The 26,119-nt window shown below is 65.9% G+C and carries 25 protein-coding genes; 10 read left to right on the top strand and 15 right to left on the bottom strand.

Annotation, left to right across the window (positions count from 1 at the left end; translation table 11 throughout):
- Nucleotides 1-156: 156 nt before the first annotated feature.
- Complete coding sequence (locus tag ABLI39_RS00255; RefSeq protein ID WP_349411334.1) at nucleotides 157-1,386, top strand: amidohydrolase; 1,230 nt, start codon at nucleotides 157-159, stop codon at nucleotides 1,384-1,386.
- On the opposite strand, the gene ABLI39_RS00260 is transcribed toward ABLI39_RS00255, so the two are convergent.
- Complete coding sequence (locus ABLI39_RS00260) at nucleotides 1,380-2,318, bottom strand: 5'-3' exonuclease (protein ID WP_349411335.1); 939 nt, start codon at nucleotides 2,316-2,318, stop codon at nucleotides 1,380-1,382. The two genes, ABLI39_RS00255 and ABLI39_RS00260, sit on opposite strands and share 7 nt — an antisense overlap.
- 47 nt (nucleotides 2,319-2,365) lie before the next feature.
- Entirely contained in the window at nucleotides 2,366-2,710 is a 345-nt protein-coding gene (locus tag ABLI39_RS17375; RefSeq protein WP_502935160.1) for a hypothetical protein, read from the bottom strand.
- A 127-nt stretch (nucleotides 2,711-2,837) separates the two neighbouring features.
- Here ABLI39_RS17375 and ABLI39_RS00270 point away from each other — a divergent pair, with 127 nt between their 5' ends.
- The 3 genes from ABLI39_RS00270 to ABLI39_RS00280 all read left to right on the top strand — a co-directional run bounded on the left by ABLI39_RS00270 (nucleotide 2,838) and on the right by ABLI39_RS00280 (nucleotide 5,612).
- Entirely contained in the window at nucleotides 2,838-4,388 is a 1,551-nt protein-coding gene (locus ABLI39_RS00270) for an HNH endonuclease signature motif containing protein (protein WP_502935161.1), read from the top strand.
- Nucleotides 4,389-4,457: 69 nt separating this feature from the next.
- Nucleotides 4,458-4,835 carry a VOC family protein gene (locus ABLI39_RS00275; RefSeq protein ID WP_349411337.1) on the top strand — a complete coding sequence of 126 codons (378 nt, stop codon included), beginning with the start codon at nucleotides 4,458-4,460 and terminating at the stop codon, nucleotides 4,833-4,835.
- Between the two features lie 9 nt (nucleotides 4,836-4,844).
- Entirely contained in the window at nucleotides 4,845-5,612 is a 768-nt protein-coding gene (locus tag ABLI39_RS00280; RefSeq protein WP_349411338.1) for an SDR family NAD(P)-dependent oxidoreductase, read from the top strand.
- Between the two features lies 1 nt (nucleotide 5,613).
- On the opposite strand, the gene ABLI39_RS00285 is transcribed toward ABLI39_RS00280, so the two are convergent.
- On the bottom strand, nucleotides 5,614-6,471 hold the full coding sequence (locus ABLI39_RS00285; RefSeq protein ID WP_349411339.1) for a 3-hydroxyacyl-CoA dehydrogenase: 858 nt from the start codon (nucleotides 6,469-6,471) through the stop codon (nucleotides 5,614-5,616).
- Nucleotides 6,472-6,497: 26 nt separating this feature from the next.
- Complete coding sequence (locus ABLI39_RS00290; protein ID WP_349411340.1) at nucleotides 6,498-7,130, bottom strand: TetR/AcrR family transcriptional regulator; 633 nt, start codon at nucleotides 7,128-7,130, stop codon at nucleotides 6,498-6,500.
- A gap of 69 nt (nucleotides 7,131-7,199) precedes the next feature.
- Between ABLI39_RS00290 and ABLI39_RS00295 the strand changes: the two genes are divergently transcribed.
- The 3 genes from ABLI39_RS00295 (at nucleotide 7,200) to ABLI39_RS00305 (ending at nucleotide 11,186) form a co-directional block, all read left to right on the top strand.
- Entirely contained in the window at nucleotides 7,200-9,617 is a 2,418-nt protein-coding gene (locus ABLI39_RS00295; protein WP_349411341.1) for an alpha/beta fold hydrolase, read from the top strand.
- A 105-nt stretch (nucleotides 9,618-9,722) separates the two neighbouring features.
- Nucleotides 9,723-10,334: a TMEM175 family protein gene (locus ABLI39_RS00300; RefSeq protein ID WP_349411342.1), complete on the top strand. Its 612-nt coding sequence runs from the start codon at nucleotides 9,723-9,725 to the stop codon at nucleotides 10,332-10,334.
- 96 nt (nucleotides 10,335-10,430) lie between these two features.
- Complete coding sequence (locus ABLI39_RS00305; protein WP_349411343.1) at nucleotides 10,431-11,186, top strand: hypothetical protein; 756 nt, start codon at nucleotides 10,431-10,433, stop codon at nucleotides 11,184-11,186.
- Nucleotides 11,187-11,271: 85 nt separating this feature from the next.
- Here the strand turns inward: ABLI39_RS00305 and ABLI39_RS00310 are convergent, their stop codons facing one another.
- Both ABLI39_RS00310 and ABLI39_RS00315 read right to left on the bottom strand, forming a co-directional pair.
- Nucleotides 11,272-12,069 (bottom strand): dioxygenase family protein, encoded by a 798-nt coding sequence (locus ABLI39_RS00310; RefSeq protein WP_349411345.1) that lies wholly within the window; start codon nucleotides 12,067-12,069, stop codon nucleotides 11,272-11,274.
- A gap of 153 nt (nucleotides 12,070-12,222) precedes the next feature.
- A complete protein-coding gene (locus ABLI39_RS00315) occupies nucleotides 12,223-12,942 on the bottom strand; it encodes an SDR family NAD(P)-dependent oxidoreductase (RefSeq protein ID WP_349411346.1) in 720 nt (239 codons plus the stop codon).
- A gap of 342 nt (nucleotides 12,943-13,284) precedes the next feature.
- On the opposite strand from ABLI39_RS00315, the gene ABLI39_RS00320 reads away from it, so the two are divergent.
- Both ABLI39_RS00320 and ABLI39_RS00325 read left to right on the top strand, forming a co-directional pair.
- The gene (locus ABLI39_RS00320; protein ID WP_349411348.1) at nucleotides 13,285-13,938 is read left to right on the top strand and encodes a DUF4230 domain-containing protein; all 654 of its coding nucleotides are present in this window, start codon (nucleotides 13,285-13,287) and stop codon (nucleotides 13,936-13,938) included.
- A 146-nt stretch (nucleotides 13,939-14,084) separates the two neighbouring features.
- On the top strand, nucleotides 14,085-14,858 hold the full coding sequence (locus ABLI39_RS00325) for a hypothetical protein (RefSeq protein ID WP_349411349.1): 774 nt from the start codon (nucleotides 14,085-14,087) through the stop codon (nucleotides 14,856-14,858).
- A gap of 125 nt (nucleotides 14,859-14,983) precedes the next feature.
- Here ABLI39_RS00325 and nrdF read toward each other — a convergent pair whose 3' ends face one another.
- From nrdF to ABLI39_RS00370, 9 genes are all read right to left on the bottom strand, one after another.
- Nucleotides 14,984-15,958, bottom strand: coding sequence for a class 1b ribonucleoside-diphosphate reductase subunit beta (gene nrdF, locus ABLI39_RS00330; protein ID WP_091561398.1), 975 nt, complete (start codon nucleotides 15,956-15,958; stop codon nucleotides 14,984-14,986).
- A complete protein-coding gene (locus ABLI39_RS00335) occupies nucleotides 15,955-16,749 on the bottom strand; it encodes an NUMOD3 domain-containing DNA-binding protein (protein WP_349411350.1) in 795 nt (264 codons plus the stop codon). Before ABLI39_RS00335 ends, nrdF begins: the two co-directional genes overlap by 4 nt.
- A 34-nt stretch (nucleotides 16,750-16,783) precedes the next feature.
- Nucleotides 16,784-18,958 (bottom strand): class 1b ribonucleoside-diphosphate reductase subunit alpha, encoded by a 2,175-nt coding sequence (gene nrdE / locus ABLI39_RS00340; protein WP_349411592.1) that lies wholly within the window; start codon nucleotides 18,956-18,958, stop codon nucleotides 16,784-16,786.
- A 14-nt stretch (nucleotides 18,959-18,972) separates the two neighbouring features.
- Entirely contained in the window at nucleotides 18,973-19,458 is a 486-nt protein-coding gene (nrdI, locus tag ABLI39_RS00345; RefSeq protein WP_349411351.1) for a class Ib ribonucleoside-diphosphate reductase assembly flavoprotein NrdI, read from the bottom strand.
- Nucleotides 19,459-19,500: 42 nt separating this feature from the next.
- Nucleotides 19,501-19,746, bottom strand: coding sequence for a glutaredoxin-like protein NrdH (gene nrdH / locus ABLI39_RS00350; RefSeq protein WP_018773329.1), 246 nt, complete (start codon nucleotides 19,744-19,746; stop codon nucleotides 19,501-19,503).
- Nucleotides 19,747-20,236: 490 nt separating this feature from the next.
- Nucleotides 20,237-21,478: a class I SAM-dependent methyltransferase gene (locus ABLI39_RS00355; protein WP_349411352.1), complete on the bottom strand. Its 1,242-nt coding sequence runs from the start codon at nucleotides 21,476-21,478 to the stop codon at nucleotides 20,237-20,239.
- Nucleotides 21,475-22,920, bottom strand: a complete 1,446-nt coding sequence (locus ABLI39_RS00360; RefSeq protein ID WP_502935162.1) for a class I SAM-dependent methyltransferase — start codon at nucleotides 22,918-22,920, stop codon at nucleotides 21,475-21,477. Before ABLI39_RS00360 ends, ABLI39_RS00355 begins: the two co-directional genes overlap by 4 nt.
- Nucleotides 22,917-23,648: a DUF1365 domain-containing protein gene (locus ABLI39_RS00365; protein WP_349411353.1), complete on the bottom strand. Its 732-nt coding sequence runs from the start codon at nucleotides 23,646-23,648 to the stop codon at nucleotides 22,917-22,919. Before ABLI39_RS00365 ends, ABLI39_RS00360 begins: the two co-directional genes overlap by 4 nt.
- A complete protein-coding gene (locus ABLI39_RS00370; protein ID WP_349411354.1) occupies nucleotides 23,645-25,024 on the bottom strand; it encodes an NAD(P)/FAD-dependent oxidoreductase in 1,380 nt (459 codons plus the stop codon). The genes ABLI39_RS00365 and ABLI39_RS00370 overlap by 4 nt, the downstream gene beginning before the upstream one ends.
- A gap of 172 nt (nucleotides 25,025-25,196) precedes the next feature.
- Here ABLI39_RS00370 and ABLI39_RS00375 point away from each other — a divergent pair, with 172 nt between their 5' ends.
- Complete coding sequence (locus tag ABLI39_RS00375) at nucleotides 25,197-26,117, top strand: LysR family transcriptional regulator (RefSeq protein WP_349411356.1); 921 nt, start codon at nucleotides 25,197-25,199, stop codon at nucleotides 26,115-26,117.
- Nucleotides 26,118-26,119: the final 2 nt, after the last annotated feature.

Consider the following 26,119-nt stretch of genomic DNA (forward strand, 5'->3'; position numbering starts at 1 on the left):
ACACCTGGGTTACCGGTCTACCAGCACAGCGGTGGGGGCGGGAAGGGCCTAGGGCCACCCGCTGTCCTTGATCTCGTCGCTCAGCGGTCTAGGCTGGATCGTGCCAGCGGCGCCAGGACTTCTCCGTCGCCTTCAGCCAGCGAGAGCGAGCTGCTCATGAGTAACGTCGCAACGGTCCTAGGCGGCCTCGATTCCGAGCTGGGGTGGATTCGCGAAACCTACACCGAGTTGCACCGGCATCCGGAACTCAGTCTGGAAGAACACGCAACGTCGACGATGGTCGAAGCCAAGCTCGCGGCGTTCGGCTATTCGGTGAGCCGCATCGGCGGTACCGGCGTCGTGGGCGTGATGCTGAATGGCGAGGGTCCCACCGTCCTGGCCCGGGCCGACATGGACGCGCTGCCCGTCACGGAGGCCACCGGGCTCCCCTACGCGTCGCAGGTGGACGGGGTCATGCACGCCTGCGGGCACGACGTCCACGTCAGCACCCTGCTCGGCGCCGCCAAGTTGCTGGCGGAGGGTCGGGACGCGTGGTCCGGTACCTACATTGCGTTGTTCCAGCCGGCCGAAGAGATCGGGGCCGGGTCCCAGGTCATGATCGACGATGGCCTCGCCACCAAGGTTCCGAGACCCGATGTCGCCTTCGCCCAGCATGTGATGCCACTACCCGCAGGAACCGTCGCGACCACGGCGGGACCGGTCCTCTCGGCCGCCGATTCACTCAAGATCGTCGTATACGGAAAAGGGGCACACGGCTCGATGCCGCACATGTCCGTGGACCCGGTGGTGCTGGCCGCGTCGATCGTCGTCCGGCTGCAATCCGTCGTTTCCCGACAGGTCAAGCCCGGCGACTTCGCAGTCGTAACCGTGGGAGCGTTGAAAGCCGGGACGGCGTCGAACATCATCCCGGACCACGCCACGATGCTGCTGAACATCCGCACCTACGATCCACATGTCCGCAGCACCGTGCTGGCGGCAATCGAGCGGATCGTCAGGGGCGAGTGCTCCGCCGCGGGCACATCGCGGGAACCTGACTTTGAGTATTACGACCAGTTCCCGGCCACGAGCAACGACGCGGCCGTGACGGAGGGCGTACACGCCTCGTTTGTGGCCCACTTCGGGGCGGATGCCGTGCACGAGGCCCAGCGGCAGACGGCTTCCGAGGACTTCAGCCGCATTCCGGACGCGTTCGGCGCGCCGTACACCTTCTGGCTCCTCGGCGGCGCGGACCCGGAAGAGTTCCAGGCCGCGGCGGCGAAGGGAACGGTGGCGAAGGACATTCCGGCCAACCACTCCCCTCTGTTTGCCCCGGTCATGGACCCGACCCTGTCCATGGGCGTCCAAGCCCATGTGGTCAGCGCACTGTCATACCTTGCCGCTCAATGACGCCCGTCCAACGCCGCGAGGAGCCGTGTGACCGAGCCGCCAAGGTTCCACTCGGCGGCAAGGGCCTCAAGTTCGGCGCGGGAACCGCCGGCGACGGGCCGCAGTTGCGCACCTGCCTCCTCAAGAGTCGGCAACTCAAGGTCGCGCACGACGTTCACGACGTCGGGCGCGACGGACAGATAATCCTTGGCCGAGCCGAGCCTTGATCGAATGGACGGGGACAGTCCGCTTCCCGCGTCCGTTGCAGCGGCCAAAAGGCTCTCCAGCGTGCCGTAATCGGCCAGAAGCGCCGCAGCGGTCTTTTCGCCGATGCCGGCGACCCCCGGCAACCCATCCGAGGTATCGCCGCGCAGGGTCGCATAGTCCGCATACTGCCCCGGGAGCACGCGGTACTTGCCGAAAATGACCGACTCGGTGACGACTTCCAGGTTCCGCATTCCCCGCGCCGTGTAGATCACCCGCACCTGATGGGCGTCGTCAACAACTTGGAAAAGATCACGGTCGCCGGTCACCACGTCCACCGGAGACCTGGCGTTGCTGGCGTAGGTGCCGACGACGTCGTCGGCCTCGTGGTCCGCCGCCCCGACGACGGCGATGCCCGCCAGGTCAAGCACCTTGCGGATCAACGGAAGCTGGGCGGTGAGGGCGTCCGGCACGAGCTCGACGTCAGGAGCGCCCGCCACGGCCTCGGCCACGCGATGCGCCTTGTAGCTGGGGAGGCGATCGACCCGCCACTGTGGGCGCCAGTCATTGTCCCAGCACGCAATGAGATGCGACGCGTCGTAGTCGGTGGTGAGCCGCGCGATCATGTCGAGCAGACCGCGAACGGCGTTCACCGGTGTGCCGTCGGAGCTGTGGATTGTGTCGGGCACGCCGTAGAACGCACGGAAATACAACGAGGCGGTATCGAGCAGCATCAGGCGTTGGCGCATAGCCGATCCTCGCACGAATGCGTCCTCACGTCAGCCGGAGGTCCGCATCAGTCCCAGCCCAATGCGGGGCGCAGGTCGCGGGAAATCGACTCCAGCAGCCGCACGTTGAAGTCGACGCCAAGCTGGTTCGGGACGGTCACCAGCAGGGTATCCTCTGCCGCCACCGCGGCGTCGCGGGAAAGCTCTTCCACGAGACGATCGGGCTCTCCGACGTAGCTGCGCCCGAAACGGGCCAGACCGCCGTCGCGGTCGTTGCTGCGGCCGTCGACGCCGACATCCTCCGCGGCCACGGCCAGGTCAACTGCCTGCAGGAGGGCGTCCCGGGCCGAGCGTGTGCGCGAACCGGCGACGTCACCCCAGTGGCCGAAGGACAGAAAACCGATGCGTTTCATAAGACCTCACGCTCTCACGGGAGCTCCGGGGCCCGGAAGCGTCCCGGCGCCGCCCTATATGAACGTTCTTTCCGCGGACCGCTGCACCGTAGGCATTATTGTCGGTGCCTGCTTCTAGTGTGGGGTTATGGAAAGCGGAGCGGCTTTGACTTCGGAGACCCGTGCGGAGACCACGGAGGCGCTGGCGGCTGTTGCCGCGTCCGTTGCTGCGCTGGCTGTCATTATGGACGACGGCGCGGAGCACACCGACCCGTTGCGGAAACTAGCCGACACTTGCCTGGACGGCCTGGCCGAGGTGGCCCGGTGCGAGGGCCGGTTCGCGGCGTTGAAGGTCCGGCTCTCCGCGGAGTACCTCGCGGCGGCCGAGGCCCTGGCGCCGCCGGCGGCGACGCCGCAGGAATGCACCGTCCGGGAGATGGCGGTGGTCTCCGAGGTCGCCTGTGTCCTGACTGTGAGCGAACGGGCCGCCGGGGCGCTGATCTCCGAGGCCCTGGCCCTGACGGCGGGGCTGCCGCTGACCCTGGCCGCCCTGCAGGCCGGCACGATCTCCTGGCAGCACGCCCGGATCATGGTCGACGAAACCGCGAACCTGGACCCGGCCGGGGCGGCCGCGCTGGAAGCGCATTTCCTGGACCCCGACGCGCCCAACCCCGCCCGCGGCTGCGGCGCCGGGGAGCTCGTCCCGGGCCGGTTCCGGGCCAAGGCCCGCGCCTGGCGCGAACGCCACCACCCGGTCAGCATCGAAACCCGCCACACCAAGAGTGCCGGGGACCGGCGGATCGAATACACCCCGGACCGGGACGGCATGGCCTGGCTCTCGGCCTACCTGCCCGCCGACACCGCCGCCGGGATCTGGGAACGAACCACCGCCGCCGCCCGCGACCTGCAGGGCCCGGCCGAACCCCGGACCCTGACCCAGCTCCGCGCCGACATCGCCGCCACGTGGCTGCTCACCAGCGGAATCAGCGACGAAGCTGGCGGAATGCCGTCGCCGCGGGCGCAGGTCCTGATCACCGTCCCGGCCCTGTCCCTGCTGGGCGCCACCGACGAACCCGCCGTCCTCGACGGGCACGGTCCGATCCCGCCGTCGATGGCCCGCCGCCTCGTCGCGGACGGCGCCGAGTCGTTCCACCGGGTCCTGACCGACCCGCGTGACGGCGCCCCGCTGGAAATCGGCCGGACCAGCTACCGGGTCCCGAAGGCCCTGCGGCAATGGCTGCGGCTCCGGGACGGGAAATGCCCGTTCCCCGGCTGCAACAACGCCTCCCTGGACAACGACGCCGACCACCTCCTGGCTTGGGCCGACGGCGGCACCACCGGCATCGCCAACCTCGGCCAGCCCTGCCGCAAACACCACCGCCTCAAACACGGCTCCGGCTGGACGCCCACCGCGGCCGGCAAGAACCACCCGCCAGGCTGGACCTCACCCACCGGACGGACCTACCCCAGCGAACACCAGGACTGGGAACCACCCCACTGGCCAGGCCCCATCTTGGCGGCGGATATGCTGTTCGACTGCGTGCCGCCCCCGGATCTGGCATCTGACTTCGAATCGGACGCGCTTCCAGACGAACCGGACGATGCGGACCAGGGTCCGGACCAGTGTCGCGGCCCGGATCCCGAAACGGACCTGCCCGCTGACCCCTTCCCGGAGTGGTACTTGTTTGCGGCTGCGTAGCCACGTGGTGCAGCGCCCCCATCCCGAAAATCTCAGGCGCCGTAGGCCCTCCTGGGCTATCGTGGTGCCATGCCGAGCCAACTAGCTTCAATTGCCATCGACGCGATCAATCCACAGGTGGTGGCCGACTTCTGGTGCGCCGTCTTCGGCTGGCACGTCCTCGAGGAGGACACCGGGATCATCAGCATCGGCCCGCACGGCAAGACGTACCCCACCATCGATGTGATCGCGGTCCCTGAGGGCAAGACCGTCAAGAACCGGCTGCATTTCGACCTGCGCGCGGACGGCACGTCTACGGCGCAGGAGCTCGAGCGGCTGCTCGCCCTCGGCGCAGAGCGCACGGACGTGGGCCAAGGCCGCGACGTAAGCTGGGTGGTACTGGCAGACCCGGAGGGCAACGAGTTCTGCCTGCTGTCCCGCTCCGTCCAGGACGTGGACCACGACTAGGGGAACCGCGTGGCACGCATCTTCATCACCGGCTCCGCCGCCGGGCTGGGGCTCGGCGCCGCGGTTACCCTTATCGATGAGGGCCACGACGTCGTCCTGCATGTCCGTACGTCCGAGCGCGTCAAAGCCCTCGGCGACCTGGCCAACCGGGCCGCCGGCGTCGTCGTGGGCGATCTCAGCAGCGGGACGGAAACCCGTTCACTGGCCGAGCAGGTGAACAGCATCGGCCGCATGGACGCCGTCATCCACAACGCCGGCACCTACCTGGAGCCGGCCCGCGGCAACACCCCCGAGGGGCACGCACGGACACTGGCCGTGAACACTTTGGCGCCGTACCTGCTGACCGCGTTGATCGACAAGCCGGCCCGCCTGATCTTCCTCAGCAGCGGCCTCCACCGCAGCGGCAGTGGCTCACTTGAGGACATTGACTGGACCCAGCGGCCCTGGAACGCCAGCCAGGCGTACACCGAGAGCAAGCTTTACACCACCACGCTGGCCTTTGCAGCAGCGCTCCACTGGCCCGGCGTGCTGAGCAACGCCGTCGACCCCGGCTGGGTACCCACCCGAATGGGCGGCCCCGGCGCGCCAGACGACCTGGACAAGGGCCACCTTACGCAGACCTGGCTGGCCACCAGCAAGGATCCTTCCGCCCTCACCAGCGAAGGGTACTGGCACCACCGCACACTCCGCGCGCCCTCCGCCGAAGCCCGGGACCCGGGTTTCCAGGACCGGCTCATGGGACGGCTCGGGGAACTGACCGGCATCGCTTTGTTCTGATTCAGTACGTATAGAAGCCCTCGCCCGTCGCGACGCCGAGCTTGCCCTGGTCGATGTAGTTGTCCTTCAGATACCCGGCGAAGGCCTGGGACCCGGCGTCCGGGGACGACGACGCAATGTTGTATGCGGTTCCCAAGCCAACGACGTCGAAAATCTGAAACGGTCCGCTCGGCGCTCCGGTTGCGATGCGCCACGTCTTGTCGATGGTTTCCGGGCTGGCGATGCCCTGCAGTAGCAGGCCTGCGGCCGCGTTCAAGAGCGGGACCAGCAGCGAATTCAGGACGTAGCCGGCCTTCTCCTTCTTGATCTCGATCGGTTCCAGCCCGCTGTTCCGGGCGAACTCGACGACGGCGTCGAACACCGCCGGATCGGTGTCGGCCGTGCCCATCACCTCGGCGATGTTCTGCGCCCAGATGTTGTTGGCGTAATGGATGGCGAGGAAGCGGTCGGGGCGGCCGGTGGACTCCTTGAGGTCGCTCGGCAGCAGGGTCGACGAGTTGGTGGCGAAGATGGTCCTGGCGGGGGCGAGCCCAGCGAGTTTGCGGTAGACCTCGCGTTTCAGCTCAAGCAGTTCGGGGACGGCCTCAATCACGAGGTCCGCACCGGCGACGGCGTGGGCCAGGTCGGCAGTCAAGCGCAGCCTGCCCAGAGCGGCCTCGGCTTCGCCCTCCGCGGCGCCTCCCACCTTTGCCGCCCGGTAGATACCTGCGAGCTGCGCGAAACGGGCCCGGGCCTTGGCGAGGGCGTCGTCGTCAATGTCATAAGCCGTGACAGCGAATCCGTGGAAGGCGGCCTGGTAGGCGATTTGCGAGCCGAGCACTCCGGTGCCGAGCACGGTCAGCGTCTTGATCTGGGGCATCTGCGTTCTTCCTTTCAACGCGGGCATTACCGGCGTCCGGGGTTGTCGGATCCATAGATACTGCGGATCCAGATGGTTGATAGCACATCCAGGGCACTCGACTCGGGGATGGCGGGACTCTCCTGGTTGAGGACCGCGGTGATCACCCGCTCGTTCATCAAATTGAGGCTTACTGCCAAGTCCCGTGCGTCGACACCCTGTGGCGCAGCCCCTCGGTCCTGCTCGGACTGAATCACGTCACTTGAGAAGTCGGCCCAGGACTGCATCGACTTGGACCAGAGCGCACGCACTGCCTCGTTGCGTGCGCGCGCACCAATCGCCGCGGTGGCGACGCCGCGGTGGGCTACGAACACCTCGACGAACATGCCGATGGAGCGCGTCCACGCTCCCGCGGGGTCGGTCGCGAAATCCCGCGGCAATGCGCCCACCCGGTGTTCCACCTCGGTAATCACCCGGTCCAGGAGGGCCAGCAGCACCTCGTCCTTGGACGAGAAGTAGAAGTAGAAGGTGGGGCGCGAGATGCCGGCGCCTCGGGCGAGATCCTCGATCGAGATCTCGTCAAAGGCCCGCTCGCAGAGGAGCCCCTCGGCGGTGAGCAGGATCGCGTCCTGGCGCTCATCCCCGGAGACCCTTGTGCTGCGTCGTCCTCGCTGAACCATGGGCCCATCCTAGCCTCATCTCTCAACATGCTGTTGACTCTCTCAACTTGGAGTCGATAACTTGGCATGATGAGCGAACACGTGGATGTGTTGATTGTCGGCGCCGGGCTAAGCGGCATAGGTTTCGCCAGCCGACTGAAACGCGAGGTACCCGGAAAGACTTTTACGATTCTGGAGTCCCGCGGCGCGGTGGGAGGCACCTGGGACCTTTTCCGCTACCCGGGCGTCCGCTCCGATAGCGACATGTACACGCTCGGCTACTCCTTCCGGCCCTGGGCCGGCGCCAAGGCGATCGCCGACGGCGAGTCGATCCGCGAGTACATCGAGGAGACGGTCGCGGACGAGGGCCTGTCTCCCCAGATCCGGCTGAATCACCGGGTCGTCTCAGCCGAATGGTCCAGCGATACCGCACTGTGGACGGTGACGGCGGTCCCGACGTCGGGCGGAGAATACCGGGCAGGCGATGCGGCGTCTGGTCCCGGCGCGACTGTCACGTTTACCTGCTCGTTCCTGTCCGTCTGCTCCGGCTACTACCGCTACGACGAGGGATTTACCCCGGCCATTAAGGGGACCGAGACGTTTGCGGGGCCGATCGTCCACCCGCAGCACTGGCCGGCCGACCTCGAATACGAGGGCAAGCAGGTGGTGATCATCGGCAGCGGGGCCACCGCCGTGACACTGGTGCCGTCGATGGCGAAGTCGGCCGCCAAGGTGACGATGCTGCAGCGCTCCCCCACCTACATCGCCCCCGTGCCGTCGCGGGACCACCTTGCCGACCGTCTCCGGGGCAAGCTGCCGGCGCAGCTGGCGTACGACGTCGTGCGGGCCAAGAACATCCTCTTTTCGATGTTCACGTACCAGCTCAGCCGACGGCGGCCGGAGACGATGAAGGCAATCCTGCGGAAGTCAGCCATCGCCAAACTGCCGGACGGCTTTGCGGTCGACACGCACCTGGCACCGACGTACCAGCCGTGGGACCAGCGGCTCTGCGCGATCCCCAACGGCGACCTCTACCGTGCGATCAGCGCCGGGACCGCCGACATCGTGACGGACGAGATCGCGCGGATCACCCCGACGGGAGTTGACTTGGCCTCGGGCGGGTCAATTCCGGCCGACGTCATCGTGATGGCGACGGGACTGAACCTGCTGGTGATAGGCGGCATGACGCTCACCGTCGACGGCGAACCTGTGGACGTCGGCAGGACACTGACTTACAAGGGCATGATGCTCGACGGCGTCCCTAACTTTGCGCTCACCGTCGGCTACACGAACGCCTCGTGGACGCTCAAGGCCGATCTGGTCGCAGGTTACGCCTGCAGGTTGTTGAAGTACCTCGACCGCCGGAACCTGCAGTGGGTGGCGCCCAGTGCGCCCGCCGGCGTTGCCGACGCCGAACAGACGTCGCTGATCGATTTGAAAGCCGGCTACATCCTGCGCGGCGCCGGCGACCTGCCCAGACAGGGCCCCCGCTCGCCTTGGCGGCTGCACCAGAACTATTTCCGCGACTTCGCCTTGCTCAGGGCCGGCCGGCTGAGGGACCACGTTCGTTTCGGACGGCGCGGGCAACCCGTGCATGCCCCCGGACGGCGTACGACGGCGGGGAGCCAAGATCCTCTTGCTCTTCCCGGAACGGGACACGTCGACGTCGGCGGCACACGCTTGCGGTACCGGAAGACCGGCAGCGGGGATCCCCTGCTGCTCCTTCACGGCATCGGCCAGAGCCTGGAGGACTGGAACGAGCAACACGAGCGGCTCTCGGCACGCCACACCGTCATCAGCGTGGACCTGCCCGGCTTCGCGTACTCCGACCGGGTCCCGGGACAGGCGACGCTGGCGAAGCTTGCAGCCGTCCTTCCAGGCTTCCTCGATGCCGTCGGGGCGCCTGGGCCGCTGCCCGTGATGGGCAACTCGCTCGGCGGCGCCGTTGCCATGAAACTGGCTGCCGAGCATCCGGACCGCGTATCGGCCCTGGTTCTTGCCAACAGCGCGGGGTTCGGCAAGGAAGTCGCACTGGTGTTGCGTCTGCTCGCAGTCCGCCCGCTCGCCGCGCTGCTCATGCGTCCCGACGAGGACGCTTCGCGCCGCACCGTGCAGTCGCTGTTCTATGACAAGGCCTTGGTTACCGAGCCCCGGGTGGGCCATGCGTTCGCACTGTCGCAACGGGCAACCCACCGCAAGACGCTGCTTGACGTCGCCCGCGACCTCGGAACCGTTTCCGGCGTCAGGGCCGAATGGCGGACGGCCCTTATCGGGGCGTTGGCGCAGCAGGACGTACCCACGCTTGTGGTGTGGGGAACCCACGACCACATCCTCCCGCACAGCCATCTGGCGGCGGCGGTCGAGGCATTCCCACACGCCGAGTCGTACGTCTTCTCGAAGACGGGACACATGCCCCAGATCGAACGCCCCGACGAGTTCGCCGAAGTAGTGGAGGAGTTCCTCTCCCGGGCCCCTGCTGTACTGTCAGGTAGCGATAGCTCTCGCTAGACCGACGGTGCGCCCGGAAGACGAAGCGTTAGTCGGGCATTGGACGCACGGAGGAAGGCCCGCGTGCGGAGCCTTCCTCCGACGTTCAGGCCCTAAGCTGGCGCTGTGAACAAGAATCGGCTGGAGGCGTTCAGCGACGGTGTGCTGGCCATCATCATCACGATCATGGTCCTGGAACTGCGGGCGCCGGAGGAACCGACCTGGTCCGGTCTGGCCGCCGTCCTGCCGACCTTCCTCAGCTACTTGCTCAGTTTCGTCTACGTGGGAATCTACTGGAACAACCACCACCACATGATCCACCTGGCCGACTCGGTCAACGGGTCAGTCCTGTGGGCCAACCTGCACCTATTGTTCTGGCTGTCGCTGTTCCCGTTCAGTACACGCTGGATGGATGAGTCGGGCTTCGTCGAGGTACCGGTGCTGGTCTACGGGATCAACCTGCTCTGCGCAGCCGTCGCCTACTTCGTCCTGCAGCAGGCGCTGATCCGCCGGCAGGGCCGAGGCGGCGCGCTGTCACGCGCAATCGGCCGGGACTGGAAGGGAAAGGCGTCGCCGCTGATCTACCTGGCCGGCATTGCTACCGCGTCCGTGCAGCCACTGCTCGGTCTTGCGCTGTACACCGCGGTGGCCCTGATCTGGCTCGTTCCGGACCGCAGGGTTGAACACTTCGTCACACAAGAGGGTTGGGGCGGGAACGGCGAACGGCACACAGGGTAAATACTTGGCCCTGCCTGTAACGCCTGACGACGTTCCGGAAACTTTGTTTTCAAGCGGGCATTCAGGCCGCCGTCACCGAATTTTGGGGGTTACACAATGAATTCACGTCGCACCGCATTCCTCACGGCAGTCGCCGTGGCGGGAGTCTCCGCCAGCCTCGTCCTGGCTGGCTGCGGGCCGCAACCAGGAACTCCGGCCGCAGCCTCGGACGTCGCCGTGAGTGGCACGGGCGAGCGGACGACGGCGCTGACCGTCCCGGCGTCGTCCATGCCACCGTCGGGAGCCCCCGCTTCCAGCTCCGTACCGGCGTCGAAGGTTCCCGCCTCAAGCGCGAAGCACGGGTCTCCGGCGCTGAAGACCTACACCTTCCCGGACGGGCACATCTCGTTCGCCTATCCGGAGACGTGGACGGTGCGGACGGTACAGCCGCCGGCCGGCCTCCCCGGGGTCGAAGCGATCGTCGCCGACACCGAAGGCAACGATTTGCTGACCTTAGCCAACGGCGTCACCGCCGGGTGCGCGGGCGGCCCGGTGTCACGTCGGGTCTTGGACCAAACGGCGGCTCCCGGAATGACGGCGCCGAACGGTGTGGAACCCAGCTTCGGCTTCGTAGCGGAAGACTATGGGAACGGCGAAGCGTATTTCATGGGACTCACCGATCCCCGGTCGCTGAAGGAAGGTGAGGGCGTCTCGTCTTGGTGCAACCTGATCCCCACGGCGAACGGCGGCCTCTTCACCCGAGTTCATTTCAACGAACCCGGCTTCCCGAACCGCGGCGCGGCCAAGGCCTGGCTGGCGACCGATCAGTACGCCCAGCTCAAGGCCCTGCTGCTGAGCCTGAACTACGCCTGATCCTGGCTGGAGGAGCGGCGGATGTGGCGAAAGCCCTGCACCCAACCGGGTGCAGGGCTTTCGCGTCGCCGCCCGCCGGCCCTGCTTAGGTCAGGGTCCAGGAGCGCTTGGACAGGCCGAACCAGAACCCGTCAATGGCGGTCTTGGCGTTCAGGTCGCCGGACTCGTAGGCCGCGCCAAGAGCCACATAGAGCGGGGCCCAGTGTTCGCTGCGGGGGTGCGCCTCGCGGGCCGCCGGAGCCTTGTCAAGGAAGTCCAGGATGGAGTCGACGTCCCCGCGCGCCATTGCTTCCTCTGCCCAGTGATCGAACTCCCGGGAGACCGACGGCGGTGTGCTGTCGGGTCCGCCGGCGGGGTTGAACCAGCGCAGGTTGTGCGTGGTGAAGCCTGAGCCGACGATCAGCGTACCGCGGTCGCGCAAAGGCGCCAGCGACTTCCCCAGATTGAACAGGCCCTGCGGATCCAGGGTGGGCATGGACATCTGTACCACCGGCACATCCGCGTCCGGGAACATCTCCTTGAGCGGGACGTAGGCGCCGTGGTCCAGGCCGCGGTACTCGTCGCGTTCTACGTGGTGGCCGTGGTCTGCCACGAGCTTCGCCACCTCGGCGGCGAGCTCGGGGGCCTGCGGCGCGTCGTAGGTGACGTCGTAGTACTTCTGGGCGAAGCCGCCGAAGTCGTAGACCAAGCCCGGGTTGCGGGTGGTGGCGCTGAGCGTCACCGGGGCGTTTTCCCAGTGGGCGGACACCATAAGGATGTCCGTGGGCTTGTCAAAGGTGCCGGACCAGGTCTTGAGTTCACGGGTCCAGGTGGCGTCGTCAGCCAGAGGCGGTGCGCCGTGGCTGAGGAAGAGAACCGGGGGGCGGTCGAGTGTCGAAGTCATGACACCATTCTAGTCGGTTTTAGTTGAAGGTTCAAGTGTCTAAATGAGGCGGGCGTTCAGGACGGCTTCGGCAGCCCGCATCAGGGGACGCCCTACACAAACGAGCGCGCCCCCTCCAACGGGATGGGGCGCGCTCGTTGCACCAGGGTCGGCCTAGACGGCGGTGTAGCCGCCGTCGATCGGAATAGTCGCACCGGTGATGAACTTCGCCTTGTCGCTCGCGAGGAAGGTAATGAGGTCGGCGACCTCCTGTGCCTCGCCGACGCGGCCGGCGGGGTGCAGGCCTGCGTACTGCTCGAGGGTCGGCTCGTCGATGAGCGGGGTGCGGATCACGCCCGGGGCCACCGCGTTCACGCGGATGCCCTCCTTCGCATACATGGTCCCGGCGGCGCGGGTCATGTTCACAACGCCGCCCTTCGAGGCCGAGTAGGCGATGTTGTTGGAGACGGCCACCAGACCGAACATCGAAGCGAGGTTGACCACGACGCCCCCGCGGCCCTGCGTGAGGAGCTGCTCGATGGCGTACTTGTTGGTGTAGAACACGCCAGAGTAGTCGATGCCGTTGGTGCGCTCCCAGTTTTCCACGGTGGAGGTGACGACGTCGCCCTCGCCTCCAACGCCGGCCGAAGCGACGGCGATATCAAGGCCGCCAAATTCCTCGACCGTCTTCGCGACGGCCGCTTCGACGCTCTCGGCCTTCGAGACGTCACCCTGGAAGAATTTTGCGCCGATCTCGTCGGCCACTTCCTGCGACTTGGGATTGAAATCGAAGATCATGACCTTTGCGCCTTCGGCAATGAAGGTCTTCGCGGTCGCGAGGCCCAGCCCCGATCCGCCACCGGTAATAAAAGCGACCTTGTTCTCGAGTTGCATGGCTTAATCCAATCTCTCAGCGATGTCGCGGTCAGGGTCGTTATGTCGGCGCTCCCGCGGTACGCGTTTATATGCGTATGCATCTATCCTTGCACTATTACTTGAAAAGTCAACGAATGTGCCGCGTCTCACACGCCGGGAAGGAGCGGAGCGTTGTGCTCCGCGCGACCTGCACCGTCTCGATCCGAAATGAGCTGTCGTTTGCCGAGCACCACTTAGTCTGGACAGGCGCCAACGGCACGGAGGGAAAAGTCAGGGAAGCAAGGCTCGCAACTTCGCCGGCTGTCCACCGACGTCGCCCGCCACGCGCATGACCACCACACGAAAAACGGGGAAATAACAATGAGTTCAATCCAGGCGGATTCAAATGCCAGGAAGAAGTCGACAATCAAGCGCATCACGTTCACACTTGTTGGCGCAGTCGTCGTGGCGCTGGTCGCGCTCGGTGTAGCGAACCTGCTCGGATTCAGCCCGTTCCAAGCGGGCAAGAACGATCGGGACCGGCCCGCACTGTTGAAGTCGATCCAGGACGTCAGCCAGTACCACGCGGCGGTCGGCAACTTCGAAGTCGTGATCGACGACAAGACCGACGATTCGTGGGTGCCGCCCATCATCGCCGGAAGACGGACGTTGTTCGTCGCGGCCGGCACCGTCAACGCCTACATCGATCTATCCGGCCTGGCTGAGAAGGACCTAAATCTGTCCGCGGACGGCAAATCGCTGACGGTGCGGCTGCCAGAGGCGCAGCTCGACAAGCCCAATCTGGATCTTGAGCGCTCCTACACCTACAGTCAGGACCGCGGCGTCTTGGACCGAATCTCGGATGCAGTCGGTATGCCAGAGCAGGAGAAGAAGATGCAAATCCTCGCCGAGAAGAAATTCACCGCTGCCGCTGAGCAGTCAGAGCTACGGAAGCGTGCCACCGAAAACACCAAGTCCATGCTGACTGGGATGTTTGGCTCCATCGGCATCAAGGTTTCGTTCCTCGACAAATAAGTTGCATGGGAACCGGCTCGACCATGGACCCCGCACGAGTTAATGTGCGGGGTCCATTCGGTTTTCGAAGCGCTCACGGGGAGCACTGCGGACAGGCCGGGGACACCGTCGGTTCGGTGTCTGTGTAGACCGCTATCCTCGGGATTATGACTGAAAGCCCTCACTTGGTGAACCGAACCCGCGACTGGATCTCCAGGGCCCGTTCTTTTCACGTCCGGCAACTCACCACGCACCGCAAGGTGAGGCGTCTCGGAAAGACGCGACTGACATTTACCACCGGCCAGGCGCTAACGAACTTGGGCGCCTTTTTCGTTGCCGGGTCTACAGGCTCGGCAACCCTGCCGGACTGGGTGGTTGTAGGCATCGTGCTCGCGGGTTTCCTGTTGGGCAAGTTCCTGTTCCCCATCCCGGTCAGCAGCATCGCCAGCCGGCGCGGCCCAAGCGATGTGGTCAGCCGAAGCTCGTCGGAGCTGGACCGTATGACCCCACAGGAAATCCGGATTTATGAAAACAACATGGTTCTAAAGCACCGGCTCAAAGACTCCAAAGGGCTTGGAGCCGAACAAGCATTGCAACGCCAGCAAGAGGCCATCCGGAAGGCGGAAGAAGCCGCGGGTCTGGCTTCCGGAAGCCTAAGCGGGCTGTCGCTGGCTGACGCCCAAGCCTTCGGCTCCGTTGCCGCACAGCATAAGCTCCTAGACAGCCAGTGGCTGGCCTACGAAGTTGACCCTAAGCTGCAGTTCGATTTCCCGGCCATGTCCGACGCCGCTTTCCCCGCGACCGCGGCCATGAACAGGGCCAGGCGCCACGCCGAGCAGGCAAAGTCAGAATCCAACACGGCCAACTACCGGTCCGCCGTAGCGGCGTTCCGCGCGTCGCTGACTGCGGCCGAGGCCGCCGCCGGGGTGCCCCGGAAGTAGCCACCTATACCATTCGGGAACGACGAAGGCTCCGCGTGTTGATTACAACGCGCGAAGCCTTCGTCGTTGACAGCAGTCGCGGACGACGCGATCCGCCCTTCTCAGGGGAAATCGACGGACGGGACCTAGAAGTCCCAGTCGTCATCCTCAGTGTTAACAGCCTTGCCAATCACATACGACGAACCGGACCCCGAGAAGAAGTCGTGGTTCTCGTCGGCGTTGGGCGACAGGGCCGAGAGGATCGCCGGGTTCACGTCGGTGACGGAGGCCGGGAACATGGCCTCGTAGCCCAGGTTCATCAGCGCCTTGTTGGCGTTGTAGTGCAGGAACTTCTTGACGTCCTCGGCCAGGCCGACGGAGTCGTAGAGATCGTGCGTGTACTGGACTTCGTTCTCGTACAGCTCGAAGAGCAGCTCGAAGGTGTAGTCCTTGATCTCCTGCTTGCGCTCCTCGGACAGACCTTCCAGTCCCTTCTGGAACTTGTAGCCGATGTAGTAGCCGTGCACGGCCTCGTCGCGGATGATCAGGCGGATCAGGTCGGCCGTGTTCGTCAGCTTGGCCCGTGAGGACCAGTACATCGGCAGGTAGAAGCCCGAGTAGAACAGGAAACTCTCCAGCAGCGTCGAGGCGACCTTGCGCTTCAGCGGGTCGTCGCCTTGGTAGTAGTCCATGACGATCTGGGCCTTCTTCTGAAGGTTCTCGTTCTCGGTGGACCAGCGGAAAGCCTCGTCGATCTCCTTGGTGGAGGCCAGCGTGGAGAAGATGGAGGAGTAGCTCTTGGCGTGCACGGACTCCATGAAGGCGATGTTCGTGTAGACAGCCTCTTCATGCGGGGTGAGCGCGTCCGGGATCAGCGAGACGGCACCGACGGTGCCCTGGATGGTGTCCAGCAGGGTCAGGCCGGTGAACACGCGCATGGTGAGCTGCTGCTCGTCCGGGGTCAGCGTCGCCCACGACTGCACGTCGTTGGACAGCGGAATCTTCTCCGGCAGCCAGAAGTTGTTGACCAGACGATTCCAGACGTCAACGTCCTTTTCGTCCTGGATGCGGTTCCAGTTGATCGCCTCAACATGGCTAAGAAGCTTCACTTTTTCTGTCATGACTCCGACTCGCTTTCTGAAGAGAGACTGGGTTTGGCTGAGTCCTCGATGCAGAAGCTGCACTCGGCTTTCTCGATGCCTTTGTTGGTGTGATGTCTTGTGTGGGCACTGCGTCGGCTGGACGGCTTAGGGACGCCTTTCCGTACTGCTGACATTTTCGCACGGGTTTCCGCGCTGGCCTTCTTACCGAAGTTCGGATTGCCGGCACCTTTCCTGGCTTCCGAAAGAGCCGCACGTGTTTCCTCGCTCATGACGCGGCCATAGCTGGGATGTTCAGGGCCGAACTTGCCGAAGTTGGGATTCTCAGGGCCAGTGATCGTGCCCTTGCGCTCACGTGACCATTTTTCGCGCTGCTCAGCACTGTGGTTCTTCCCATAGAAGGAGGCTCCCGGCCCTGAAATCCGGGCGATCTTACGACCAGTCGAACGAATGCGTGCGGCCTCCCGCATGGCGTGCGTCCAAACAACTCCGGTCGGCCCAAGGCCACCATCCGACAGATTGAGCAGACGGTCCCCCTCGCGCCGCAGGTAGCTGATCCAGTCGATCTCGGCCTTCCCTAACTCGGGCAGACCCTCTATCCAGTCCAACTCATCCGCGATAACGTCCGCCGGGTCATGCTTTCGGAGCCAATCGTAGAACGGGGTCTTGCGTCCCTCTGCGGCCACGCGGAGGTGCTGATGGAAACGACGACTAGCCGTCTTGGTGGTGATACCGACATAGCGGTACTCGACCTCCCGCCGAAGACGGATGCCGTAGACCAAGCCGCCCGTCGCCGTCGCCGTTTCCATCATTTCATCTCCTAGTGAGAATCAACCGATATTGGTTTCATAGTGCGCAGCTGACGCAGCCCTCAACCTCGGTCCCTTCCAGCGCGAGCTGGCGGAGACGGATGTAGTAGATGGTCTTGATGCCCTTCTTCCAGGCGTAGATCTGGGCCTTGTTGATGTCGCGCGTGGTGGCGGTGTCCTTGAAGAACAGCGTCAGGGACAGGCCCTGGTCCACGTGCTGCGTGGCCGCGGCGTAGGTGTCGATGACCTTCTCGTAGCCGATCTCGTACGCGTCCTGGTAGTACTCCAGGTTGTCGTTCGTCAGGTACGGCGCCGGGTAGTACACGCGGCCCAGCTTGCCTTCCTTGCGGATCTCGATCTTGGACGCCACCGGGTGGATCGAGGAGGTGGAGTTGTTGATGTAGGAGATCGAGCCGGTCGGCGGGACGGCCTGCAGGTTCTGGTTGTAGATGCCGTGCTCCATGACGGAGGCCTTCAGCTCCCGCCAGTCATCCTGGGTGGGGATGTGGATGTTCTGGAACAGCTCGGCCACCTTGGCCGTCTGCGGAACCCATTCCCGGTCCGTGTACTTGTCGAAGAACTCGCCGGACGCGTACTTGGACTTCTCGAAGCCGCCGAAGGTCTGGCCGGTCTCGATCGCCAGCAGGTTCGAGGCGCGGACCGCGTGGAACACCACCGAGTAGAAGTAGATGTTGGTGAAGTCCAGGCCCTCTTCGGAACCGTAGTGGACCCGCTCGCGGGCCAGGTAGCCGTGCAGGTTCATCTGGCCGAGGCCGATCGCGTGGCTCTGGTCGTTGCCGCGGGCGATCGAGGGCACCGAGGTGATGTTGGACATGTCGGACACGGCCGAGAGCGAGCGGATGGCCGTCTCGATGGTCAGGCCGAAGTCCGGCGAGTCCATGGCCTTGGCGATGTTCATCGACCCCAGGTTGCAGGAGATGTCCTTGCCGGTGGTGTCGTAGGACAGGTCATCGTGGTACGTCGTGGGCTGCGAAACCTGGAGGATCTCCGAGCACAGGTTGGACATGATGATCTTGCCGTCGATCGGGTTTTCCCGGTTCACGGTGTCCTCGAACATGATGTACGGGTAGCCGGATTCGAACTGGATCTCGGCGAGGGTCTGGAAGAACTCGCGCGCCTTGATCTTGGTCTTCTTGATCCGGGAATCGTCCACCATCTCGTAGTACTTCTCGGTGACCGAGACGTCGGAGAACGGCATGCCGTAGACCTTTTCGACGTCGTACGGCGAGAACAGGTACATGTCCTCGTCCTTCTTGGCCAGCTCGAAGGTGATGTCCGGGATCACGACGCCGAGCGAGAGGGTCTTGATGCGGATCTTCTCGTCCGCGTTCTCGCGCTTGGTGTCCAGGAAGCGGTAGATGTCCGGGTGGTGCGCGTGCAGGTACACCGCGCCGGCACCCTGGCGGGCACCGAGCTGGTTGGCGTAGGAGAAGCTGTCCTCGAGGAGCTTCATGACGGGGATGACGCCGGAGGACTGGTTCTCGATCTGCTTGATGGGCGCGCCGACCTCGCGGATGTTGGTCAGCGCGAACGCCACGCCGCCGCCGCGCTTGGAGAGCTGCAGCGCGGAGTTGATGGACCGGCCGATCGACTCCATGTTGTCTTCGATGCGGAGCAGGAAGCAGGAGACCAGCTCGCCGCGCTGCTTCTTGCCGGCGTTCAGGAACGTCGGGGTGGCCGGCTGGAAGCGGCCCTCGATGATCTCGTCCACCATCGCGGTGGCGAGCTTCTCGTCGCCGCGGGCCAGGTGCAGGGCCACCATGCAGACGCGGTCCTCGTAGCGCTCCAGGAAGCGCTTGCCGTCGAACGTCTTCAGCGTGTACGAGGTGTAGAACTTGAACGCGCCGAGGAACGTCTCGAAGCGGAACTTCTTCTTGTACGCGCGGTTGAAGAGCTCACGGATGAAGTTCATCGTGTACTGGTCGAGGGTTTCGCGCTCGTAGTACTCGTTCTTGACGAGGTAGTCGAGCTTTTCCTCGAGGTCGTGGAAGAACACGGTGTTGTTGTTCACGTGCTGCAGGAAGTACTGGTGCGCGGCCTCGCGGTCGGCCTCGAACTGGATCTCGCCGTTGGGGCCGTACAGGTTCAGCATGGCATTGAGCTCGTGGTAGCCCAGGCCCTGGTAGGCGGCCGGCAGCGCCGGCTTCTCGCCGGGGACGGTGTGCTTCTCGACGGCGGTGTTACCGGCCATGTGGGAACCCCCGGTCACTTCGGTGTCTGCGACAGTCGTGTCCAAAATTCTTCCAATCCTTGTTGTACTCGGCTGACGTCTTCCGGCGTCCCCATGAGTTCGAAACGATATAGGTGCGGGACCTGGCATTTGGCGGCGATGATGTCGCCGGCCATGCAGTAGTTGTCCCCAAAGTTCGTGTTGCCCGCCCCGATCACTCCACGGAGCTGTTGCCGGTTCCTCGGATCGTTCAGAAAGCGGATGACCTGCTTCGGAACGGATCCCTCTCCCCCGGTCCCCCCGTAGGTGGGAAGCACCAGCACGTAGGGTTCGGTCGCCAGCAGTGCCGGTTCCCTCGCGTGGAGGGGGATGCGGGCGGCGTCGACACCCAGCTTCTGCACGAAGCGTTTGGTGTTCTCTGAGGTGGAGGAGAAGTAGATGAGGTGGCTGCCGGTAGTGCGAACCGTGGCTGAGTCCACGGTGGTCGCTGCCAGCGGCGGTCCGGCGGTTGCCAGTGCCATAGGAGTCACCTCATCCGACGTGGTGGTGCTGCGTGGAGGCTTTCAGGCGACCGCGACGGCGGCAGCCTGCGCCAGTTCTTCGATCTTGTCCGGGCGGAAGCCGGACCAGTGGTCCTGGTCGGTGACGACGACCGGGGCCTGCATGTAGCCCAGGGACTTGAGGCGTTCGAGGGCCTCGGCATCCTGGGAGATGTCGACGCTCTGGTAAGCGATGCCCTTCTTGTCGAGAGCGCGGTAGGTAGCGTTGCACTGCACGCAAGCCGGCTTCGTGTAAACCGTAACGGTCATGTCCTGAGTCCCCTTTGTTGAAGTCTTTGGTTCGTGTCCGGTGGGGCCGACTCGGAACAGGAATCCTTATCCGCTACTGGCCTCGCCTGGCGGTCTGCAACCGCTTCGCTCGAACTGTAAGTCGATACTACATGTAGTGCAAGAGCCCCGCGTGGACCCCAAGATGATGTATTACAAGTATGTCATTTAACGCACCATTAATCCACAGGCCGGGGCCTTCAAAATGTCCGGAATTCAGCCATTTTCGAGGACACCATCCACACCCTGTGGAGTAGTTAGCCACAATTAACCGCCCCGCGTGTCGCATTCTGGACGGCGTGTCGCGGGTTCCCCCAGAAGGGGCCGGAGTGGGACGAAGCACTACATGTAGTGGCTGACCGCACAGCAAAGGCGGGCACCTCTCGGTGCCCGCCTTTGCTCACGGTGATTCGCCTAACAGCGCTCCCGGCAGGGGACCTGCCGGGAGCCGCCTAAGGGCCGCTGGGGCCGCCTACTCCGGGCGGCTGCAGAGGATCTGTTCCACGCCCATCCGGCCCTCGGCGAAGCTGCGCAGCGCGCCGACCAGGTAGAGCCGCCAGACCCGGGCGATCTCTTCGCCCATCACCGCGACGGCGGCGTCGTGGTTCTGCTCGAACCGCGCGTACCAGGCCTCGAGGGTCCGGACGTAGTCGCGGCGCATCGCCTCGACGGCCTCGACCTCGAGTCCGGCGTCCTCCAGGAACCCCAGGGTCTCCCCCACCGGGCGCATGTGCATGTCCGGGGCGATGAACGACTCGATGAACGGCCCGCCGCCGGGGTGCTTGCCGCGGCGGGACATCTGCTGCACCAGCACCCGGCCGCCGGGGACCACGTTGTTGAACAGCGCGGCGGCGTACACCGGGTAGTTCCGCTGCCCCACGTGCTCGCCCATCTCCAGCGAGGCGACGGCGTCGAACGGGCCGTCCGGAATCTCGCGGTAGTCCTGCACCCTGATCTCCACGCGCCCCTCAAGGCCGCGTTCCTTGATCCGGGCGTCGATGAACGCCTTCTGTTCGACCGAGAGCGTGACGCCGACGACGTCGACGCCGTAGTGTTGCGCGGCGTGCAGGCTCAGCGAGCCCCAGCCGCAGCCGACGTCCAGCATCCGCATCCCGGGCCGCAGCCCGATCTTGCGGCAGACCAGGTCGAGTTTGTCCCGCTGGGCGTCTTCGAGGCCGTAGCCGGGCGCTGCGTTCCCGCGCGAATCCGTCCAGTACCCGCTCGAATAGGCCATCTGCGGGTCAAGAATCAGTGCGTAGAAGTCGTTGCTGAGGTCGTAGTGGTGGCTGATGGCGGCGCGGTCGCGGATCAGGCTGTGCAGCCGCCCCTTCACCCGGGCCTGGCTGGCCGGCGGCTCGGGCGGGGCGCCCAGGGCTCCGGCTTCCCTGGCGATCCGGGCGACGCCGGCGAGCACGGCCGGGGTGGGGCGGATGCCGGACAGGCCGCGGTCCCTGACCACCTTCCACAGGTGCTCGAGGGCGGCGTTGAGGTCGCCGTCGACGTCCAGCTCTCCGGTGACGTACGCCTGGGCGGCGCCCAGTTCCCCCGGTGCCCAGAGCAGCCGGCGGATGGCGTCAGGTGAGTTGAGCCGCACGACGGGGGCGCCGGCGGGGCCGGCCTCGCTGCCGTCCCAGACGATCAGCCGGACGGGAAGCTCGCCGCCCACAAGCGGCCGGAGGACCTCGGCGATGGTGCCGGCCAGGGCGCCCCTCATCCTGCCGCCCGTTCGCCGGACGCCGTCGTCGCGCTGCGGCCGGCAGCCTTGGTGGCTGCCTTGTCCAGGACGATCTGCTGGACGTTCAGGTAGCCGGTCTCGAAGCCGGCGCGGGAGTAGCAGAGGTAGAACAGCCACATCCGTTGGAAGATCTCGTCGAAGCCGAGGGCGCGGACGTCCTCGCCGCGGGCCATAAAGCGCTCCTCCCACAGCCGCAGCGTCTGGGCGTAGTGCTCGCCCATGGCGAGGCGTTCGCGGACGCGGAGCCCGGTCTGCTTCTCGGTGATCTCTTCAATGGCCCGGACCGAGGGGATGACGCCGCCGGGGAAGATGTATTTGTGCACCCAGGTGTAGCTGGTCCGGGTGGCGATCAGCCGGTCGTGGCCGATCGTGATGGCCTGGATGGCGACCTTCCCGCCGGGGGCCAGCACGCGTTCGATCGTCTGGAAGTAGGTGGCCCAGTATTCGTAGCCGACCGCTTCGATCATTTCGACCGAGACGACGGCGTCGTACTCGCCCTCCACGGCCCGGTAGTCCTTGAGTTCGATCGTGACGGCGTCGGCGTAGCCTGCCTCGGCCACGCGCTGGCGTGCCAGTTCCTGCTGTTCGCTGGAGAGGGTCACGGAATAGACCGTGGCCCCGCGGGCTGCGGCGCGGAGGGCGAGTTCGCCCCAGCCGGTGCCGATCTCCAGCACGCGCGTACCTTCCGTCACCCCGGCCTTGTCCAGCAGCCGGTCGATCTTGGCCTGCTGCGCGGCGGCCAGGCCGTCCCACGCCACGTGGCCCAGCGCCTCGCCGCTCTCAGGGAAGAGGGCGCTGGAGTAGGTCATGGTGCTGTCCAGGAAGGTCGCGAAAAGCTCGTTGGACAGGTCGTAGTGCCGGGAGATGTTGGAGCGGGTGTTCTGCTCCGAGTTCCGTTCGGTGCGCGGGGTGCGGGGCAGGTAGAGGCCGCGGAGCTTCTGCAGCGGCTCCGGGACCAGCGTCCCGACCCGGGCGGCGAAGACTTCCATCACTGCCGTGAGGTTGTCCGCGTCCCAGTCTCCGGCCATGTAGGACTCCCCCAGCCCGATCAGGCCGCCGTCGCCCAGGCGTGCGGCGAAGGCTTCCGGCCGGTTCATGGTCATGACGGGGTACGGCTCGCCGGACGGGGACTTGCCGGCGGCGGCCCTGCCAAGGACGGTGCCGTCGGGGTAGCGCACCTCCAGCGGGAGGCTGCGTACGGCGGCGCGGAAGATGGCGTCCGCGACCCGCCCGGCGAGCCGGGCCTTGAGGCTCGAGGGCACCGCGGCGATGCTGGGCCAGATTCCGGCGTCGACGACGGCGGGCGGCTGCGGCACGGTGTAAGGCACGCCGTGGTTGGACTGGGCGTTATTCAGCGCTGCCTTGGACTGTGCTGGGTTCTTCTCCACCGGCTGGGATCCGGTCGCTTCGGTGATGGTCACTGGACTGCCTCCTGTGAGGGGTGGTGTGGTCTTTTGATGACGGGCAGCCTGCGTGCCCAAAGTTTGATGCCCTGCCAGCGGATCTGCGCTGCGACCCGCAGCGGCGCCAGCGGGACGGCGAGCGCCGCGGCCAGGATGTTCGGCACGGTGGCTTCGCTGCGGACGCCGTCCATGGTGGCGACGAAGGGTTTCTGTCCTTCGCGTTCCAGGACGATCGAGACCGCCAGCCGCTCGCCGGGCTCCGGAAGCTTCATCCGGTACTGGCCCTCGACGTCGTTGAACGGCGAGACGTAGAACGCCTTGGGCACGCTGGCCCGGCCGGCGTCGTCGGTCTCCAGGAGGTAGCAGTGACGCTCCCCGTAGGTGTTGTGGACCTCGGCGACCACGCAGCGCAGGTTCCCGGCGGCGTCGTGGCACCAGAACAGGCTCAGCGGGTTGAAGACGTGGCCGAGGACGCGGGCGCTGGCCAGCATGGTGATCCGTCCGCCGTCGAGGGTGATGCCCTGCGTGGCGAGGTAGCGCTCGACGTTGCCGCGAAGTGTCCCGTCCGGGTCGCCCAGGTGGTCCGCGGCGGAGAAGCCGGCCAGCGGCGCGAGCCAGCGCGGCAGCTTCGGGAGGGAGTCGACGTCGACATACCAGCTATAGCAGCGGTAGGTGAAGGCGTTCTTGAGCGGGGTGCGCCGCACGTGCGCGATCGAGGTGCGGTAAATCGCTGCCTGGCTGCTCATGCGCCCTCCAGGGACGTCTGGAGTTCCGCTGCCTGCGGCCCCGCCACGCGGTCTTCCCAGTCGCGGCCCAGCCGGGCGGCGGCGCGGACGCCGGAGAGGGCGCCGTCCTCGTGGAAGCCCCAGCCGTGGTAGGCACCGGCGAAGGCCAGGCGGCTGTCGCCGAGGCCCAGGATCTGCTGCTGGGCGCGCAGCGAATCCGGGGTGTACTGCGGGTGCTCGTAGACCATCTGCTCCAGCACGGTGCCGTCGCCGATCAGCTCCGACTCCCCGAGGCTGACGATGTAGCGTTTGCCGTCCGTCGGTTCCAGCCGCTGCAGCCGGGTCATGTCGTAGCTGACCAGCACCCGGTCCGGGCGGGCGTCGCAGGAGGGCAGTCGGTAGTTCCAGGAGGCCTTGGCGTTGTCGCTGGCGGGCAGCACGGCGTCGTCGCGGTGGAAGACGGTGTGGTTGACCGAGTAGGGCATGCCGGCGAGCGCCTCCCGCTCGGCGGGCGAAGCGTCCGCGAGCATCCGCAACGCCTGCGCCGGGTGCGTGGCGATCACGACGGCGTCGAACGTCTCGGTGCTCTCGGTACCGTTGTCTGTGGTGATGTCCACCCCTCCGGCGAGGCGCCGGACGCGCGTGACCGGGCTGGCGAGGCGGACGTCCGGCAGCGTGGCGGCGAGCTTGTCCACGTAGGTACGGGAGCCGCCGGTGACCGTGCGCCACTGCGGGGAGCCATTGACGCCGAGGAGTCCGTGGTGGCCGAGGAAGGTGAAGAGGTAGCGGGCCGGGTACGCCAGCGCGGTGGTCGGGTCGCAGGACCAGACGGCGCTGACCACCGGGGTCATGAAGTGCACGATGAAGTAGCTGCTGAACTTCTCCCGGTCCAGGAACTCGCCTAGGGTGAGCTCGGGAGTGCCGGCCGTGGCGGCCCCGTCGGCGTCGGTTTCCGCGAGAAGGGCGCGGGCCCGGCGGTAGAAGCGCCCGACCTCCAGCAGCATCTTCAGGTAGCGGCCGCGCAGCAGGGTGGAGGGCCGCGGGATGATTCCCCGCGCGCCGCCCCGGGCACCGGCGTACTCGAGGCCGCAGCCGTCGCAGCGGATGGACATGCTCATTTCCGAGTCCTGGGTCTGCACGCCCAGTTCACGGAAGAGCCTCAGCAGGGTGGGGTAGGTCCGTTCGTTGTGGACGATGAAGCCGGTGTCGATGCCCAGCACGGAGCCGTCGGTCAGGGGCACGTCATGGGTGTGGGCGTGGCCGCCGAGTCGCACGTCTGCCTCGAAGACGGTGACGTGGTCCCGCCGGTTCAGCACGTAGGCGGCGGTCAGTCCGGCCACCCCGCTGCCGATCACGGCAACCCGCCGTCCGTCCGGGATACTTGCTGCTTGCTGCACTGGTCCGCTCCTGTTGCTTCGCCTGAATTGTCCTGATGGATCTACTTATGGGCAATTCGTCACCGCGGGGCCGCCGGATGAGTGTGATTTCGCACCGGCTGCCTGGGAACCAATGTGCCAGAATGAAGCGGGATTTCGCACCCGCCTCACCGTAACCACCGAAGGGCAGCCCTTGATCAACCCCGTGCACCTCCGAACGCTGGTGGAAGTGGTCCGGCTCGGCTCCTTCACGGCGGCCGCCACCCGGCTCGGCTACACGGCATCGGCGGTGTCGCAGCAGATGTCCGCGCTGGAACGGGACACCGGGGTGGCCCTGTTCCAGCGCTCGGCCAGGAGCATCCAGCCCACGGAGGCCGCCGTCGTGATGACCCGGCACGCGGCCAAGGTCCTCACCGATATCGACACGCTGATGGCTGCGGCGGCCCGGACCCACGACAGCACGAGCCAGGAGCTCCGGCTGGGCATCTTCCCGTCCCTGGCCACCTACGTCCTCCCCCGCATCCTGCAGAATCCGGCCTGGCGGAAGCTCGGCATCGAGCTGCGGGTCTCCGTGGCCGAACCTGGCCAGACCATCCAGGGCCTGCGCGCCGGCGGCGATCTCGACGTGGCCCTGGTCTACCAGGTGGGCCAGTCGGGCCTGGCCTGGCCGCACACGGTGAACCGGCAATGGATCGGCGACGACGACTTCCGGGTGGTGCTGCCCGCCGCCTGGGGCATCGGCCCTGATTCCAAGGTCGCGGCGGACCACCTCTCCGACATGCCGTGGATCATGCACCACCCCGGCACCTCGGACGCCACCGTGATTGAGCGGCTCTTCGCCAGCTGCAACCTGCACCCGCGTGTGGTCGCCTACAGCGACGACTTCCACGCCAGCCTGGAAATGGCGGCCGCCGGCCTCGGGGCGGCGCTGGTCCCGGAACTGGCCTTGCTGCGCCGGCCCCCGGGCGTGGTGGTGCTGGACGTCCCGGAAATCCGGCTGGCCCGCAACGTCTTCGCCCTGCTGCCCAAGGAGCAGCTGACGGCCCAGGTCCAGCTTTTCGTAGAGTTACTCTCGGACACGCTGCACAAGCTCGGCACCACTCGCCGGGACTGACC

Source organism: Pseudarthrobacter sp. B907 (assembly GCF_040137805.1).
GTDB lineage: Bacteria > Actinomycetota > Actinomycetes > Actinomycetales > Micrococcaceae > Arthrobacter.

Bases quoted from the DNA above. Each gene is read 5' to 3' on its own strand.
- nrdF (WP_091561398.1), bottom strand. From the start codon at position 15,958: ATGACAGAAAAAGTGAAGCTTCTTAGCCATGTTGAGGCGATCAACTGG.
- nrdI (WP_349411351.1), bottom strand. From the start codon at position 19,458: ATGGCACTGGCAACCGCCGGACCGCCGCTGGCAGCGACCACCGTGGAC.
- ABLI39_RS00310 (WP_349411345.1), bottom strand. From the start codon at position 12,069: ATGACTTCGACACTCGACCGCCCCCCGGTTCTCTTCCTCAGCCACGGC.
- ABLI39_RS00355 (WP_349411352.1), bottom strand. From the start codon at position 21,478: ATGAGGGGCGCCCTGGCCGGCACCATCGCCGAGGTCCTCCGGCCGCTT.
- ABLI39_RS00295 (WP_349411341.1), top strand. From the start codon at position 7,200: ATGAGCGAACACGTGGATGTGTTGATTGTCGGCGCCGGGCTAAGCGGC.
- ABLI39_RS00365 (WP_349411353.1), bottom strand. From the start codon at position 23,648: ATGAGCAGCCAGGCAGCGATTTACCGCACCTCGATCGCGCACGTGCGG.
- ABLI39_RS00325 (WP_349411349.1), top strand. From the start codon at position 14,085: ATGACTGAAAGCCCTCACTTGGTGAACCGAACCCGCGACTGGATCTCC.
- ABLI39_RS00255 (WP_349411334.1), top strand. From the start codon at position 157: ATGAGTAACGTCGCAACGGTCCTAGGCGGCCTCGATTCCGAGCTGGGG.
- nrdH (WP_018773329.1), bottom strand. From the start codon at position 19,746: ATGACCGTTACGGTTTACACGAAGCCGGCTTGCGTGCAGTGCAACGCT.
- nrdE (WP_349411592.1), bottom strand. From the start codon at position 18,958: ATGGCCGGTAACACCGCCGTCGAGAAGCACACCGTCCCCGGCGAGAAG.
- ABLI39_RS17375 (WP_502935160.1), bottom strand. From the start codon at position 2,710: ATGAAACGCATCGGTTTTCTGTCCTTCGGCCACTGGGGTGACGTCGCC.
- ABLI39_RS00290 (WP_349411340.1), bottom strand. From the start codon at position 7,130: ATGGTTCAGCGAGGACGACGCAGCACAAGGGTCTCCGGGGATGAGCGC.
- ABLI39_RS00320 (WP_349411348.1), top strand. From the start codon at position 13,285: ATGAGTTCAATCCAGGCGGATTCAAATGCCAGGAAGAAGTCGACAATC.
- ABLI39_RS00305 (WP_349411343.1), top strand. From the start codon at position 10,431: ATGAATTCACGTCGCACCGCATTCCTCACGGCAGTCGCCGTGGCGGGA.
- ABLI39_RS00275 (WP_349411337.1), top strand. From the start codon at position 4,458: ATGCCGAGCCAACTAGCTTCAATTGCCATCGACGCGATCAATCCACAG.
- ABLI39_RS00335 (WP_349411350.1), bottom strand. From the start codon at position 16,749: ATGATGGAAACGGCGACGGCGACGGGCGGCTTGGTCTACGGCATCCGT.
- ABLI39_RS00260 (WP_349411335.1), bottom strand. From the start codon at position 2,318: ATGCGCCAACGCCTGATGCTGCTCGATACCGCCTCGTTGTATTTCCGT.
- ABLI39_RS00270 (WP_502935161.1), top strand. From the start codon at position 2,838: ATGGAAAGCGGAGCGGCTTTGACTTCGGAGACCCGTGCGGAGACCACG.
- ABLI39_RS00315 (WP_349411346.1), bottom strand. From the start codon at position 12,942: ATGCAACTCGAGAACAAGGTCGCTTTTATTACCGGTGGCGGATCGGGG.
- ABLI39_RS00285 (WP_349411339.1), bottom strand. From the start codon at position 6,471: ATGCCCCAGATCAAGACGCTGACCGTGCTCGGCACCGGAGTGCTCGGC.